Origin of the sequence: Pandoraea pnomenusa (genome assembly GCF_000767615.3) — a bacterium.
GTDB lineage: Bacteria > Pseudomonadota > Gammaproteobacteria > Burkholderiales > Burkholderiaceae > Pandoraea > Pandoraea pnomenusa.
The window spans coordinates 3897199-3911622 of record NZ_CP009553.3 but is presented as its reverse complement, the minus strand read 5'-3'; the positions used below and the strand labels follow the sequence as shown (position 1 = coordinate 3911622).

At 62.8% G+C, this 14424-nt stretch carries 13 protein-coding genes; 9 read left to right on the top strand and 4 right to left on the bottom strand.

Features of this window, described 5'->3' with window-relative positions:
• Window position 1 precedes the first annotated feature (1 nt).
• The 4 genes from LV28_RS41480 (at window position 2) to LV28_RS41465 (ending at window position 4923) form a co-directional block, all read left to right on the top strand.
• Window positions 2-1117 (top strand): maleylacetate reductase, encoded by a 1116-nt coding sequence (locus tag LV28_RS41480; protein WP_048806559.1) that lies wholly within the window; start codon window positions 2-4, stop codon window positions 1115-1117.
• 11 nt (window positions 1118-1128) lie between these two features.
• Complete coding sequence (locus LV28_RS41475) at window positions 1129-2019, top strand: intradiol ring-cleavage dioxygenase (RefSeq protein WP_038620369.1); 891 nt, start codon at window positions 1129-1131, stop codon at window positions 2017-2019.
• A 406-nt stretch (window positions 2020-2425) separates the two neighbouring features.
• The gene (locus LV28_RS41470) at window positions 2426-4093 is read left to right on the top strand and encodes an MFS transporter (protein ID WP_038620372.1); all 1668 of its coding nucleotides are present in this window, start codon (window positions 2426-2428) and stop codon (window positions 4091-4093) included.
• A 125-nt stretch (window positions 4094-4218) separates the two neighbouring features.
• Complete coding sequence (locus LV28_RS41465) at window positions 4219-4923, top strand: haloacid dehalogenase type II (protein ID WP_023873500.1); 705 nt, start codon at window positions 4219-4221, stop codon at window positions 4921-4923.
• Between the two features lie 405 nt (window positions 4924-5328).
• Here the strand turns inward: LV28_RS41465 and LV28_RS41460 are convergent, their stop codons facing one another.
• Both LV28_RS41460 and LV28_RS41455 read right to left on the bottom strand, forming a co-directional pair.
• Window positions 5329-5757 carry a PaaI family thioesterase gene (locus tag LV28_RS41460; protein WP_255315210.1) on the bottom strand — a complete coding sequence of 143 codons (429 nt, stop codon included), beginning with the start codon at window positions 5755-5757 and terminating at the stop codon, window positions 5329-5331.
• A gap of 2 nt (window positions 5758-5759) precedes the next feature.
• Window positions 5760-7070 carry a CaiB/BaiF CoA transferase family protein gene (locus LV28_RS41455; RefSeq protein ID WP_081326923.1) on the bottom strand — a complete coding sequence of 437 codons (1311 nt, stop codon included), beginning with the start codon at window positions 7068-7070 and terminating at the stop codon, window positions 5760-5762.
• Window positions 7071-7199: 129 nt separating this feature from the next.
• Here LV28_RS41455 and LV28_RS41450 point away from each other — a divergent pair, with 129 nt between their 5' ends.
• Window positions 7200-8102, top strand: coding sequence for a LysR family transcriptional regulator (locus tag LV28_RS41450; protein WP_023597066.1), 903 nt, complete (start codon window positions 7200-7202; stop codon window positions 8100-8102).
• A gap of 127 nt (window positions 8103-8229) precedes the next feature.
• Here the strand turns inward: LV28_RS41450 and LV28_RS41445 are convergent, their stop codons facing one another.
• Window positions 8230-9384, bottom strand: a complete 1155-nt coding sequence (locus LV28_RS41445) for an enolase C-terminal domain-like protein (protein ID WP_038620375.1) — start codon at window positions 9382-9384, stop codon at window positions 8230-8232.
• Window positions 9385-9562: 178 nt separating this feature from the next.
• Window positions 9563-10438 carry a LysR substrate-binding domain-containing protein gene (locus LV28_RS41440; protein WP_023597064.1) on the bottom strand — a complete coding sequence of 292 codons (876 nt, stop codon included), beginning with the start codon at window positions 10436-10438 and terminating at the stop codon, window positions 9563-9565.
• Window positions 10439-10609: 171 nt separating this feature from the next.
• Between LV28_RS41440 and LV28_RS41435 the strand changes: the two genes are divergently transcribed.
• The 4 genes from LV28_RS41435 to LV28_RS41420 all read left to right on the top strand — a co-directional run bounded on the left by LV28_RS41435 (window position 10610) and on the right by LV28_RS41420 (window position 14400).
• Entirely contained in the window at window positions 10610-11125 is a 516-nt protein-coding gene (locus tag LV28_RS41435; RefSeq protein WP_025249550.1) for a lipocalin-like domain-containing protein, read from the top strand.
• 107 nt (window positions 11126-11232) lie between these two features.
• Complete coding sequence (gene gcvA / locus LV28_RS41430; protein WP_023597062.1) at window positions 11233-12186, top strand: transcriptional regulator GcvA; 954 nt, start codon at window positions 11233-11235, stop codon at window positions 12184-12186.
• Between the two features lie 256 nt (window positions 12187-12442).
• Window positions 12443-13639 (top strand): MFS transporter, encoded by a 1197-nt coding sequence (locus LV28_RS41425; protein ID WP_023873505.1) that lies wholly within the window; start codon window positions 12443-12445, stop codon window positions 13637-13639.
• A gap of 74 nt (window positions 13640-13713) precedes the next feature.
• On the top strand, window positions 13714-14400 hold the full coding sequence (locus LV28_RS41420; protein ID WP_038620378.1) for a cupin domain-containing protein: 687 nt from the start codon (window positions 13714-13716) through the stop codon (window positions 14398-14400).
• The last annotated feature ends 24 nt before the right edge of the window (window positions 14401-14424 follow it).

The window sequence follows — 14424 nt, the reverse complement described above, 5'->3', positions numbered from 1 at the left end:
CATGACGTATCAAGCCGGACCAGGTGGTTTCTCGACGATCTCGCCATTCACCTACGAGGCGTTGCCGACGCGAGTGCTCTTCGGCTCGGGGACCCGCGCCCAGGTTGCCGCCGAAGCCGCGCGCCTCGATCTGTCGCGCGTGCTGGTTCTGCATGGGCCGCCGCATGCTGGCGTCGCGCGGCAATGCGAGTCCGAGCTTGGCGCGCGGTATGCCGGCACGTTCGACGGCGCCCGGATGCACACGCCAGTCGAAGTGACGGAGATCGCGCTCGAACAGGTGGCGAAGCAGGGGATCGACGGCATACTTGCGATCGGTGGTGGCTCCACGACGGGGCTCGCCAAGGCAATCGCGTTGCGCACGGATTTGCCGCAGATCGTGCTACCCACGACCTACGCGGGCTCCGAGATGACGCCGATCCTTGGTGAGACCCGCGACGGCCTGAAGACGACGCTGCGCAGCCTGAAAGTGCTGCCCGAGACCGTGATCTACGACATCGACCTGACGATGGACTTGCCGGCGGCGCTCTCCGGTGTGAGCGGCATGAACGCCATGGCGCATGCGGTCGAGGCGCTCTACGCACGCGATGCGAACCCGATCATCCAGGCGCTGGCGCTGCAAAGCGTGCGGGCGCTCGCCAGAGCGCTGCCCGTCATCAGCGAGCAGCCGTTGCATCGGGAAGCACGCGGCGATGCCCTCTATGGTGCATGGCTCGCAGGCATCTGTCTGGGGACTGTCGGCATGGCGCTGCATCACAAGCTCTGTCACACGCTCGGAGGCACGTTCGGCCTGCCGCACGCCGAAACCCACGCGGTGATCCTGCCGCATGCGCTGGCGTACAACGCGCCGGCGATACCCGAGGTCATGCGGCAGCTATGCGAGGCCTTGGACGTGACGCATGACGCACCGGCTGCGTTGCACGCGATCAACCGGAAAATCGGGGCGCCGGCGGGATTGTCGGCGCTCGGCATGGCCTCCGACGGCATCTCGAGGACGGTCGAACTCGCGCTCGCCAATCCCTATTGGAATCCACGCGCACTGGCGCGCGATGAACTCATGCAACTTATTACCGATGCCTGGCGAGGCGATGCTCCGCGAAGCTACCCTGGCACCGATTGAAGGAGATGACGATGGCGAATCCGAATCACACACGCTTCCCGCTGTTCAGCGAAGCCCGATCCGCCGAGACGGTAAACGCCCGTATCGGGGCCGATGTCGATGCCCGAACGCGCGAGATTGCCGAGGCCGTGGTTCGGCATCTGCATGCGGCCGTCAAGGAAATCGAGCCGACGCATGAGGAATGGCTCGCCGCAATCCGGTTTCTGACCGAGACGGGGCAAATGTGCACCGACTGGCGGCAGGAATTCATCCTGCTCTCCGACATTCTCGGCGTCTCGATGCTGGTCGATGCGATCAATCACAGGCGCCCCGGCCGAGCCACGGAGAACACGATTCTCGGCCCGTTCTTCGTCGACGGCGTGCCGGCATTGGCCAACGGCGCGGATATCTGTCTCGATGGCAAGGGGGAGCCGCTCGTTGTCATGGCCCGCGTCGTCGACATCGACGGCACGCCGATCGGGGGGGCCACGGTCGACGTCTGGCAGACCAATGACGATGGCTTCTACGATGTCCAGCAAAAAGGCATACAGCCCGAGGGGAATCTGCGCGGCAAGTTCATCAGCGGCGCAGACGGCCACTTCTGGTTCCGCACGGTCAAGCCGCGTTTTTATCCGATTCCGGACGACGGTCCCGTCGGCAAGTTGCTGGCCACGCTGGGACGTCACCCGAACCGCGCCGCGCATATCCACTTCATCGTTCAGGCGCCGGGCTACGACGACGTCATCACGCACCTCTTCTCGCCCGATTGCCAGTATCTGGATCAGGACACCGTCTTCGGCGTGAAGGAAAGTCTCGTCGCAAACTTCGAACGCATCGACGACGAAGCAGCCGCCAAGGCATTCGGCGTCGCCAATCCATTCTGGCGGGTCGATCAGGAATTCGTGATGGCGCCCAGGCCGTAAAGCGGGGGACGCGGCACGCCCGACGCGTTATCACCGACCCGGACGCGTTAGCGGGCGCGAAAGCGAAAGTTACGACTTCCGACCGGCACACATTCCGGTCGGGGGCCGCGTATGGCTGTGCGCTTACCTCAATGCGCGCAGGTTCTCGCAAGCCGCGGCGTTGGCCCGCGTGCAAAGTTCCGTCTTCAGTCACCGTACCTCCACGCGCTGACCCCGTTGCGCCCGCCGCGCGACGTCACACATTCACATCGCAAATACATCGATACATATTATCGATTTTAAAAATAAATTCGCGAGACATATCGTTGGCATACCGGCGTCAGGGTGCGCGTCGACGCGTCGGCGCCGGTAAAGCGCCGGTAAAGCGCCGACACCCTCGTCGGCGTCACGAGGAGATGGATGAGACATGACGCAAAACAATATAGCTTCGTCGCCACTGGGCGCGATCGATGCCGACGAGAGAAAAATCATATTCGCCGCCTCTCTGGGGGCGGTGTTCGAGTGGTACGACTTCTTTCTGTACGGCGCACTTGCCGCCATCATTGCGGCGCAGTACTTCAGTAGCCTGAATCACACGGCGGCATTCGTGTTTGCGTTGCTCACCTTCGCGGCGGGCTTCATCGTGCGGCCGATCGGGGCGCTGATCTTTGGGCGGCTGGGCGATCTCGTGGGACGCAAGCACACATTCCTGCTCACGATCCTGATCATGGGGGTCTCCACGCTGCTGGTCGGCGTGCTCCCCGGGTATCAGACGTTGGGCGTGGCGGCGCCTGTCATTCTGGTGCTGCTGCGCATGCTGCAGGGCCTGGCACTCGGCGGCGAGTACGGCGCCGCGGCGACTTACGTGGCGGAGCATGCGCCCAACGACAAGCGCGGCGGTTGGACCGCGTGGATTCAGACGACCTCGACAATCGGGTTGCTGTTGTCGCTCGTGGTCATCATCGCCGTGCGGGCGCTGTGCGGCAAGTCGTTTGACGTATGGGGCTGGCGTATTCCGTTCCTGTTCTCCGGCGTGCTGTTGGCCATATCCGTTTACGTGCGCGTTTCGATGCGCGAGTCGCCTGCGTTCCAGAAGATCAAGGCAGAGGGACGCACGTCCCGCGCGCCGCTGACCGAAGCCTTCGGGCAGTGGAGGAACCTCAAGCTGGTACTGCAGGCCCTGTTTGGCCTTCTCGCCGGACAAGCCGTGGTTTGGTTCACCGCGCTGTTCTATTCGATGTTCTTTCTCACGCAGACGCTCAAGCTCGACACCGGCACGACCCATCTGCTGGTGGGCATCGCGCTGGTGATCAGCTCGCCGCTTTACATCTTCTTCGGCCGATTGTCGGACCGCATCGGCCGCAAGCCGGTCATTCTCTGTGGGCTTTTCCTCGCGGCCGCGACGCTGTTTCCGATTTTCCACGGGCTTACGCACTTCGCTAACCCCGCACTGGCTCGTGCGCAGCAGACGTCGCCCGTCGTGATCGTAAGCGACCCGGCCGACTGTTCGTTCCAGTTCAACCCGACGGGCACCGCGACCTTCGACAACGCGTGCGACGTGGCAAGGCGGGTGCTGGCGACCCACGCCGCGAGCTACGCGACGATCCCGGCACCTGCCGGATCGAAGACCCTCATCAGAGTCGGGACCACCGAGATCCCGGCGCCGTCGTTGCATGGGCTGCCGCCGGCGCAGGCTAAAGCGACCGAACAGGCGTTCCGCGTGGCGACCGGAAAGGCGCTGTCGATCGCGGGCTATCCGGCGATCGCCGACCCCGAAGACGTCAACCAGCCCATGATCCTGATGCTGCTGATCGTGCTGATGGCTTATGGCGCCATGACGCTGGGGCCGATTGCCGCGATCCTCGTGGAAATGTTCCCGACACGCATTCGCTACTCGGCGATGTCGCTGCCCTATCACATCGGCAACGGCTACTTTGGCGGCCTCTTGCCCACGGTTTGCTTTGCGCTGGTCGCGCAACGCGGCGATATCTACTTCGGCCTGTGGTACCCCGTGGTCGTGGCCGGCGTATCCGGCGTCATTGGAATGCTGTTCATCAAGGAACCGACTCGCGACCAGATGTACGGAAATGATTAATTATTGATCTCATGAATAATGAAATGATAACAATCCATTTCATAAATAAATAAGCGCCGTTTAAATTGCCTGGGTGGCGGGTTCACGGTGAATTCGCAACACTCAATTCAAGAGGAGGCCATGAAATGGCAGACGTGGAGCAGCTGAAGAAGGAAATCAAGGTCGTGATGTTCGACCAGTACGGCACGGTCGTGGATATGCAGGGTGGTCTGACGCAGGTTGCGACGCCGTTCCTGCGCGACAAGGGCTGGAACGGCAACCCGAGTTCGTTCGTGACCTGGTGGCGCCGCACGCACTTCGAGAACTCGATGATCGACGCGCTGCTGCACAAGTCGCACACGCCGTATCGGGAGATCGGTCATCGTGCGGTGTCGTACACGCTCGAGCGGGCGGGGATTTCGTTCACGCGTGAAGAAGTCGAGTACCTGGTTTCCTGCATCGAGCGGCTAAGGCCGTTCCCGGACGTGCCCGAAGCGCTGGCGCGCCTGCAAACGAAGTACAAGATCGTCGTGCTTTCCAACGGCGACCGCGACATGCTGGAGACTGCGAAACAGTACCACCAGATCCCGTTCGACAACGTGATCTCGGTGGCAGAGGCCAATTCGTTCAAGCCGCATGTGGCGACGTACACGAAAGCCGCGGAGATCATGGGCGTTCGCATGGATGAGGTGCTTTTCGTCGCCAACCATGCGTTCGACTGCCTGGGTGCGAAGTCGGCTGGCATGCGCAGCGCATTCATCGATCGCCGCAAGCGCCCGTTCGGCGGTACGCCGCATCAACCCGACATCTGGGTTGACGACATGAAGTCGCTCGCCGACGTGATGGTTTGACGCCCGACGGCGTAATGAGGTGCTGGTAGTCGTCGGCTTGTGGTTGATCGGTGGCTGTCAGACGTTCGTTGTCTGGCATCCACCCGGTGCGGCAACTTGCACGGGGGCATGGCGTCTATGCGCCATGCCTTTTTGCAGGATGTGACGCACGTTGCGACTGCCCGTGGGAGGGCTCGAAGATCGTCTGGCGCGGGGACTGATGCGCGGCCAGCGCGGCGCTAAATGGCGTCAGCCCTGTCCGCGACCGGGCGATCGACCATATGGCCGTCGATCATCGTGCCACGTGCGATTTGCAGTTGTGTCGAATGCCGGCGAGGCGTACCAACTCCGCAGCGGGCTGGTGCGCCAAGGGACCCCACGGGACCCCAAGGCACCTCAAAGCCTCCCGACGTACCGCAAAGCGCCTTAAAGCACCTTCCAGGTCGATGTCGCGCTGGCCAGCAGCTTGCCGTCGGCACCGCGCAGTTCTGACTGAAGGAAGCATATCTGGCGTCCCTTGCTGGTGAAGCGGCTCGTGGCGATCACCTGACCTTCGCGGATCGCCCGGGTGAACTGAATGTTCATTGCAAGCGTGGCGCCCGCGCCGACCTCGTGTCTCAGCAGATGCCCCATGGAGATATCGAGCAACGTGGCGCTTACGCCGCCGTGCAGGGAGCCCTGCGGATTGAACATGAAGTCCCGCACTATCATGCTGACGGCGCATGCCTGATCAGCGTAAGTGACGCTCATTCCGTACAGCTTCAACAGGAAAAACGTGTCGAAATCCTGTCGATAGCTGTTCAGCGCGGCCTCAAAGGCGCTTCGCGCCTGGGCTTCGTCGATTCGCTTGTCCATGCCTAGTCCTGTGCGGCGTGTGTCGCGAGGTCGCGCACCGTGCCGCTCGCGCTCAGCGAATCGATGGCGTCCTCCGACAGTCCGAGCACCGAGCGAAGAATCTCGCGCGTGTGTTGACCCAGCAGGGGCGGCGCCAGGGATGGGCGAAGCGCTTCGCCATCGAGCCGTACCGGTGTCGTGATGTTCTTCACCTCGCCCGCCACGGGATGCTGCATGGAGACGATCATGCCGCGCTGCGTCAGCTGTGGCGCTTCGCACACTTCGCCCACCGTGCGGATCAGACCGCATGGCACGCCTGCCGCGCCCAGCGTGTCTACCCAATGGCGTCGCGTGTTGCGCCGCAGAATGTCGGTCACCAACGGCTTGAGGGCCTGACGATGCTGCACGCGCAACGGTGCCGTGACGAAGCGTTCGTCGTCGAACAGCGCCTTTGCTCCGGTGACATCGCAGAACAGACGCCAGAACTTGTCGTTGGCGACCCCGAGATTGAGCCAGCCGTCCGAGGCTTCGAAGGTCTCGTAGGGACTGATGGTCGGATGTTCGTTCCCCCGGCGGCTCGGGGATTGCCCCGTCGCGAAGTAGATGCCGGCGTTGAACGTCAGCAGCGAGGCGAGGGCATCGAGCATGGAGACTTCCACGTGGCGCGCCACGCCGGTCTGCGTGCGCTCGTAAAGCGCGGAAAGAATACCCTGAGCGGCGAACAGTCCGGCGATCATGTCAGCAATGGAGGTGCCGACCTTGGTGGGTTGGCCGTCCGGCTCGCCGGTGATGTCCATCACCCCTGCCTCGCCCTGAACGATCAGGTCATAGCCGGGGCGCTGGGCGTCCGGCCCCTGGGATCCGAAGCCGGAAATCGAGCAGTAGATGAGCTGCGGGTTGTGTTGGCGCAGCGTCTGCGGGTCGAGGCCAAGCCGTTGCATCGTGCCGGGCCGGAAGTTCTCGATCACGACATCGGCGCTTTTCACCAGACTGAGCAACAGCTCGCGACCGGCCTCGTGCTTCAGGTCGATGGCGCAACTGCGTTTATTGCGGTTGACGCAGAGGAAGTACGCACTCTCGCCTTCGACGAACGGCGGCCCGAATGCGCGGCTGTCGTCGCCACGCGTCGGCTCCTCGATCTTGATGACTTCGGCGCCAAGGTCGCCCAGGTGCATGGTGGCGAACGGGCCCGACACCACGCGCGTCAGATCGAGGACGCGAATGCCATCGAGCGGACGCGCCGGCGCATGTCCTGCGGCGTCGTCATCCGCACGAGAGGCTTGAGAGGCACGAGCGGCATGAGCGGCGATCGGGTCGGCAAGGCGTTGATCCATGGTTCGTCTCCATTTTTCGCGAATCTCACGGCAGTCTAGCGAGGCCCAAATTATTTGATAAATGGATTTTTGGTATGAAAACATTCATGTAGGATATCGAGCGCGGCCCTCTAGGGAAAAGGATTCGAAATGAATTTGCGCTCTGTCGATTTGAACCTGCTCGTCATCTTCGATGCGCTCATGCGTGAGCGGCACGTCACGCGTGCGGCGTTGCGCATTCCGATGAGTCAGCCTGCCATGAGCAATGCGCTGGCGCGGCTGCGCCATGTATTCCGGGACGAGCTGTTCATCCGCTCCGGCGGCACGATGGAACCTACGCCGCGCGCCATCGAGCTGGGAGATTCGGTCCGACAGATTCTTCGTCAGACGGAACGGCTGATGTCGAGCGACGTGAACTTCGAACCGGCGACGGCGCAGCGCGAGTTCACGGCGCGCATGTCGGATCTGGTGGGCTGTCTGGTGTTGCCGCAGATACTCTCGGCCATCGCCGAATCGGCGCCGGGCATCACGCTCGACATCCTGCACATGTCGCCGGAGCGCACGATCAAGGCCTTGGAAAGCGACGAACTGGACTTCGGCCTGAGCATGCAGCTTCAGCACGCCTCCACGATTCGCCGGCAGCCGCTGTTCATGGACCGGATGGTGTGCGTGATGCGCGCGGATCATCCGCTGGCCGGCGGCAAGCTCACGATGAAGCGCTTTCTCGATGCCGAGCATCTGCGCGTGGCGATGAGTCCCACCGACATTCGCTTCGTTGACAACGTACTCGCCGATCAGGGGTTCGCACGCAAGGTCGTCGCGAAAGTCCCGCACTGGCTTCTCATTCCGCCGATCCTCCAGGAAAGCCATCTGATCGCGGTCATCTCCGGTAAGCTGGCGGCGCGCTTTTCGTCGGAGTCGATTGCCGTGCGGCCGCTGCCGTTTCCGTCGGAACCCTTTTCGTGGGACATCTACTGGCATCGACGTAACGACAACAGCACCTCGCACAAATGGATGCGCGAACTGGTCGTCGAGGTCTGTTCCGCCATCTGATCGCGCGACAGCGCCGCTACGCATCAGGGGCGATCATGCGCAAGGCGAGCGATTGAAACTGTTGCGTTGTCCGTGGGGGGCTGAGTGGGTAAGCTCTGACGCCGACCGGCTCGTGCCGGGCAGGCCGTCAGTCCAGCAGGCGACGAAAGGCCTGGCGCGTCGCGTCGTGCAGTTCGAACCCGATGCCTGGGGCCTGAGGCAGATCGATGCGGCCGTCCGTGATCGTCAGGGCGGAAGGCATCGCCTGGAACGGCGCAAAGGCAAGCGGATTGATTTCCGCGCCGCCGAGATGCAGTCCTGCCACCACATGCAGCCCGAACAAGTGACCACCGTGTGGCCAGAACGCCTCGCGCGGCCAGCCACGTTCGGTCATCTCCGCCACGATCTCGCAGTAATGCGTGAGCCCGTAGCAATGGGTCGGGTCGAACAGCAGGATGTCGCGGTGCCTGCGCAAACCGCCATGCGCGTCGAGCAACCGCGCCTCTGCGCGGGAGAAGAGCGCTTCGCCAGCAGCGATAGGGGGGGCATAACTTGTCGCGACGCACGAGAGCGTTTCGAAGTCCAGCGGATCGCAGATGTCCTCGAACCATAACAATCCCAGCGGGGCGAGCGCGTGCGCGGCTTCGCGTGCGGCGTCCGGGCCGTAGCGGTTCATCGCATCGACGGCGAGGCATGACGGGCCTGAGAGTCGTGCCAAAGCGGTGTCGATGCGCACCAGATCCTGGTCGAGATCGTCGCCGATCTTGATCTTCGCAAGTGTGAATCCGAGATCGACGAAGTGGCGGATCTCGTCGGACAGGCGCCGGATATCGTCCTGCGGATAGCGATACCCGCCCCCCGCATAGACGCGCACGCGTGACAGCGGCGTGCGTGTGCCCCGGTGTTCGGAAAGATGCCGGTACAAAGGCCGATCCGCGATTTTCGCCGCCGCGTCCCAGACCGCCATGTCGAGCGCGCCGACGGCTACGCAACGCTCGCCGTGCCCGCCGGGTTTCTCGCCGTGCATCATCGCCGTCCAGGCACGCTGCGGATCGAGCGTGTCACCCGTATCGCCGGCGAGTGTGTCGGCGGCGATGAGCCTGGGGGCGAAACGTTCCCGGATCAGACCGCCTTGCCCGAAGCGTCCGATGGACGCGAAGCCAAATCCGACGACCGGCTTCCCGGAGCGGATGACGTCGGTGACGACGGCGACCAGACTGGTGGTCAATCCCCCCGACGCGATGGCGCTGTCGGCATAACGGGAAATCGGGATCGTGAGCTCCCGGACATCGACAATCCGCAAGATATTCTCCTGATCGTCCGGTGGTGGTGTGATTGATGGGGCGGAAACCGCGAAGTCGACTATAGGCCAATCCCATGCCCTGCAACATCGAAAATACTCAAGTCACACTTTACGAAAACCGATGAATCCGTGAAGAGACGATTCGATGGCAAGGCGCGCCAGGTCGTTTCCCGCGAAATTACAACGATAAGTGCTCGTTCACGCACGCCGTCACGACGCGCTTGAGTTGTACCAGCGCGGGTGACGTGTCCTGATGACGTCCATGCAGGCACAGCTTCACGGACGGCAGAGGCGGAAGTCCCTGCTGCGCACCCAGCCGTCTGAGCGACGATGGCATGCCTGCCCCCGTTCGCAACGTAATGCCCAGTCCCGCCGCGACTCCCGACCAAAGACTTTGGAGGCTGGCTGTCGTGTAGGCCAGCCGCCATGAAATATTGGCGCTGTCCAGCGCTTCGATTCCTGCACGCCGGAAGAAGCAGGGCGGGTGGAAAAGGGCGAGATCCAGGGCGCGACCGGAATGCAAGACTTCGTCGGCGTCTGCCGATCCGATCCACGTCATGGGCAGTGTCGCCAGAAGTTCGGCATCCGGACGGTGTTCGTTGGCCATCACCAGCGCGAGATCGAGTTCGTCGCGATCCAATCTTTCGAGCAATACGCCATTTCGTTCGACGGCAACTTCGACGCGGACCCCCGGGTGCGCTTTCTTGAACCGTCCGAGTGCTGCCGGGAGCCAGGCTTCGGCGAAATCGCCCGGGAGGCCGAAACGGACCACGCCGTCGATGGAGGCGCCGCGCACCGCCAGCACCGCTTCATCGTTGAGATCGAGAATGCGATGCGCATAGGAGAGGATCATGTCGCCGGCATCCGTCAATACCAGCCCGCGCCCTTGTCTGCGGAACAGCGGGTGACCGACCTGCTCTTCGAGCTTGCGCATCTGCTGGCTCACCGCCGATTGCGACCGGCCGATACGCTCGGCTGCCCGGTTCAGGCTGCCCAGCTGTTGGGTCGCGACGAACGTCCGGAGCGCGTCCATATCCAGGTTGGGAAACGGCATCGTTCGGTTTTTATGAATTCACGATGACGAATTATCGCATTCATTGCATGGTTTGTTTGGCTACCATTTTCTCGGGAGAACGATTCGGCGGGACGCGTCGCATGCAGGTGCGTCCCGCGATAGGGCCGTTCCCAACACCCAGATGAATGCTTCCGAGGAGAGGTTTACGGTATGGACTTGCAGACGATATTCAAACGCAGCGTGCTCGTGACAGCCATTTCGGCATGCACGCTCTCGGCCGCCGCGCGTGCCGATGCAGCGGCCATCGATCCGGCTTTCGTGGGCACGTGGACGCTGGTCGCCGCCGATGTTCAACACCCGGACGGGTCGCGCGGCCGAGATTACGGGGCGGCGCCCAGGGGACTCATGATGATCGACGCGCAAGGGCATTATTCGGTGCAGATCTACAAGGCGGAGCGACCGAAGTTCGTCTCTGGAGACAAGGCCAGGGGAACGCCGGAGGAATACAAGGCGGCGGTAATGGGGTCGAGCACGCATACCGGTACGATCAGCGTCGATCAGGCAAAGGGCGCGCTGACGTTCCACATTCAGAACGCCTCCTTTCCCAATTGGGAGGGGGAGCAACAGACGCGCAGCTTCGAACTCAAGGGCGGCGAACTGAGCTATCGCGTGGTCCCACGCCCGAACGGCGATGTACCGATTTCCATCTGGAGACGGCTGAACTGAACGGTAACTCACCGCGTTGATGCCGGCGACGCAAACGCGCAGGCGCAGGTCAGGCAGGCAGTGAATGAGGTACTCTGCCCGCACCTGATAGAAAATGTTGTTCGAACATGAAAACCCCCATTTTTCTCAACGCGTTGCGGGCGTTCGAAGCCAGTGCGCGCCACCAGAGCTTCTCGGCAGCCGCGGAAGAACTCAGCGTGACGCCGGCGGCCGTGGGACAACTGGTACGCGGTCTCGAGGGATGGTTGGGAGCCCCGGTATTTACTCGTGGCACCGGGAAGGCCCGTCTGGTGCCAACCGAGGCGGCGCTGCGCGCCTTGCCCGATATTCGCGCCGGCTTCGACCGGCTGGGTCTCGGGCTTTCGAAACTCAGGGAGGGCGCCGCGACGGGCGTGCTCACCGTCACGGTGAGTCCTGCATTTGCGGCCAAGTGGCTGCTGCCGCGAATCCATGGGTTCCAGGCGGCGTGGCCGGATACGGAAGTGCGACTCGACACGAACCTCAAACTCGTCGATTTCGCCGCGCAGGGTATCGACATCGGCGTGCGCTACGGCGCTGGCAACTGGCCCGATCTGTCGGCCGAAATGCTTCTGGAAGAAGAGGTTTTCCCCGTGTGCTCGCCGGACTATCTGCGTCGACATCCGGAACTCGATTCTCCCTTCGCCTTGCGTGACGCCACCCTTATCCACGATCTTTCGGTGGACAGTCGCGCAGGGTTCGTGACGTGGAGCACGTGGCTCGAAGCGGTGACGGGCGACGATGCCCCCCCACAACGGACCGGACTGACCATCAACAATTCGGCGGCCGTCCTGCAAGCGGCCATCGACGGGCACGGCGTCGCGCTGGCACGCAGTGTGCTCGCGAGGGATGACGTGGCATCGGGGCGTCTGATTCATCTGTTTCCCGATATTTCATATCCTTCGAATCTGGCGTATTACGTCGTGTATCGCCCCGAATGCGAAGCGCTGCCGCGGCTGGCAGCGTTCCGCGAGTGGCTTCTCGAGGAGGCGGGCGCCATGGTGTCAATTGACGTGCGTCGGGAGCCGACAGGCGACGTGTGACCGGGACGGCAAGCACACCGCCTTTGAAAGAAATTGTTTGCGATCGACGCAGATAATGTTGTTTGTCGGGACAGCGTTTTTTCTCCACACTTCCCTGCTGTCGAGGGACATCCGAGTCCGTGGTCGCAGCCGTGCCGGGTGGCGCTGCCGCCGATGCCCGTCATGTCACGCGCTTCGGACGCGCGGGCTCTGATGTCGGTGCCGATGCGACGACGATGCGCGATGGTCGCGTTTTCAACGCAACAAATCAGTCAGGATGCTTGCCCTTACCAACAATCGCAATGTGCTCCGGCTCTCGGTGGCGCAGGCCCTCGCGGGAGCGAACTCCACAGTGGCCTATGCCACGGCGGCGATCATCGGGAACATGCTCTCGCCCGACCCCGCATACGCGACATTGCCCATCTCGATATTTGTCCTTGGCATGGCGCTGTCCACGCTGCCGGTGGGCTCGCTCACGAGGCGCCATGGGCGAGCCACGGCATTTCTGGTCGGCAATGCGTGCGGCGTGCTCATGGGCGGACTTGCCGCAACCGCTCTGGTCATCCAGTCGTTCGCGCTTTTCAATCTCGCCATGATCTTCGGCGGTGCTTACAACGCGGTCGTGCTGACCTTCCGGTTTGCCGCTGCCGAATGCGTCGCTCAGCACGAACGGCCCAATGCGCTATCGACCGTCCTGGCCGGAGGGGTAGCGGCAGGCATTCTGGGGCCGCAGCTAGTTACGAGCACGATGAACGTCTGGCCGCCATACGCCTACGCCGCCACCTATCTCGCGGCGGCTGTCGTCGCCGTCGTCTCCGCCGCAGTACTGAGGGGCGGAACGTTCGGTGCGCCGACGCTCGGCACGGCGGCGTCCGAACGGGACGGGCGGTCGGCTTCGCAGTTTCTGCGCGATCCCCGACTTTTGGTCGCGATGCTGTGCGGCGTCGTCAGCTACATGTTGATGAATTTCATGATGACGTCGGCGCCGCTGGCGATGGACCTGTGCAGGATCCCGCGTGTTCACGCCAACTCGGGCATTGAATTCCACGTCGTTGCCATGTACGCCCCCAGCTTCTTCACCGGCCGCCTGATATCCCGATTCGGCGCGCACCGGGTGGTATTGACCGGACTGGGACTTACGGGTTGTGCGGCGCTGGTCGGCATGAGTGGCATGACGGTGGGGCACTTCTGGCTGGCGCTGGTCCTGCTCGGTGTCGGCTGGAACTTCGGCTTCCTTGGCGCATCGGCGATGGTATTGTCGTGTCACTCGGTCGCTGAGGCGCCTCGCGTGCAAGCGGTCAACGACTTCGTCGTTTTCGGCGCGATGGTCATCGGATCCTTCGCGTCGGGGAGCCTCCTGACGTCGCTGGGCTGGACCACGGTGAGTGCTTTGATGCTTCCTGCCGTTGCCTTGGGCATGATAGGCGTAGTGTGGCTACAACGGGCACGCGCCAGAGCCGGCGTGCCGACGTGAGGTTGACTTGTTTTCGTGGTGGCGGTCTGGTCATGGCCACCGTCGGCGATTTCGCCAGTCCTTGTTGATCCGACATGTTAGTTAACGCTGATTTTTCTCGCCGGGTGATCGTGACGCCGGCGCAGCACCAATGGACTCGTTCGCCGCAACCAGGTGTCGAGCGCGTGATGCTCGATCGCGTGGGCGCCGAGAAGGCCCGTGCCACCAGTCTCGTGCGATATGCGCCGGATTCGGTGTTTCCCGCGCACAGCCATCCCGCCGGTGAAGAAATACTCGTGCTTGCCGGTACCTTCTCAGAAGGAGACGAGCATTACCCGGCGGGCTGGTACATGCGCAATCCGCCCGGGTCGGCTCACGAGCCCTCCAGTGCGCCGGGGGCCACGATCTTCGTGAAGCTCCGGCAGATGACATCCGGCAGCGGGCCGAAAGTCCGCATCGACACGAACGACAGCCGACGGTGGCAGACGTCATCGGAGCTGGCCGTTTGTCACCTGTTTGAAGACGGCACCGAGCATGCACGGCTCATGCGCGTGGATGCGTGCGCGGCCATCCCGCTGCTCAGACCCGATCCTCGAGGCTGGCTGGTCGAGATGCTGGTCTTGCGCGGCGAACTTCACGTGGATGACGAATGCTGCGCGGCCGAAAGCTGGATTCGACTGCCTTGCGGCGACATGGCGAGCGTCGTTGCCGGAGAACGGGGATGTACCGTGTACCTGAAGGCGTATTTGCCGCCGGCAGCGCGTTACAGAGGCACACCGTAAATTCGGCAAAAGTCGCGAATGCGT

What these genes read in the sequence shown, in the direction of transcription:
- LV28_RS41475 (WP_038620369.1), top strand. Translation starts at nt 1,129, where the DNA reads ATGGCGAATCCGAATCACACACGCTTCCCGCTGTTCAGCGAAGCCCGA.
- LV28_RS41470 (WP_038620372.1), top strand. Translation starts at nt 2,426, where the DNA reads ATGACGCAAAACAATATAGCTTCGTCGCCACTGGGCGCGATCGATGCC.
- LV28_RS41440 (WP_023597064.1), bottom strand. Translation starts at nt 10,438, where the DNA reads ATGCCGTTTCCCAACCTGGATATGGACGCGCTCCGGACGTTCGTCGCG.
- LV28_RS41425 (WP_023873505.1), top strand. Translation starts at nt 12,443, where the DNA reads ATGCTTGCCCTTACCAACAATCGCAATGTGCTCCGGCTCTCGGTGGCG.
- LV28_RS41435 (WP_025249550.1), top strand. Translation starts at nt 10,610, where the DNA reads ATGGACTTGCAGACGATATTCAAACGCAGCGTGCTCGTGACAGCCATT.
- LV28_RS41455 (WP_081326923.1), bottom strand. Translation starts at nt 7,070, where the DNA reads ATGGATCAACGCCTTGCCGACCCGATCGCCGCTCATGCCGCTCGTGCC.
- LV28_RS41480 (WP_048806559.1), top strand. Translation starts at nt 2, where the DNA reads ATGACGTATCAAGCCGGACCAGGTGGTTTCTCGACGATCTCGCCATTC.
- LV28_RS41450 (WP_023597066.1), top strand. Translation starts at nt 7,200, where the DNA reads ATGAATTTGCGCTCTGTCGATTTGAACCTGCTCGTCATCTTCGATGCG.
- LV28_RS41420 (WP_038620378.1), top strand. Translation starts at nt 13,714, where the DNA reads ATGTTAGTTAACGCTGATTTTTCTCGCCGGGTGATCGTGACGCCGGCG.
- gcvA (WP_023597062.1), top strand. Translation starts at nt 11,233, where the DNA reads ATGAAAACCCCCATTTTTCTCAACGCGTTGCGGGCGTTCGAAGCCAGT.
- LV28_RS41460 (WP_255315210.1), bottom strand. Translation starts at nt 5,757, where the DNA reads ATGGACAAGCGAATCGACGAAGCCCAGGCGCGAAGCGCCTTTGAGGCC.
- LV28_RS41465 (WP_023873500.1), top strand. Translation starts at nt 4,219, where the DNA reads ATGGCAGACGTGGAGCAGCTGAAGAAGGAAATCAAGGTCGTGATGTTC.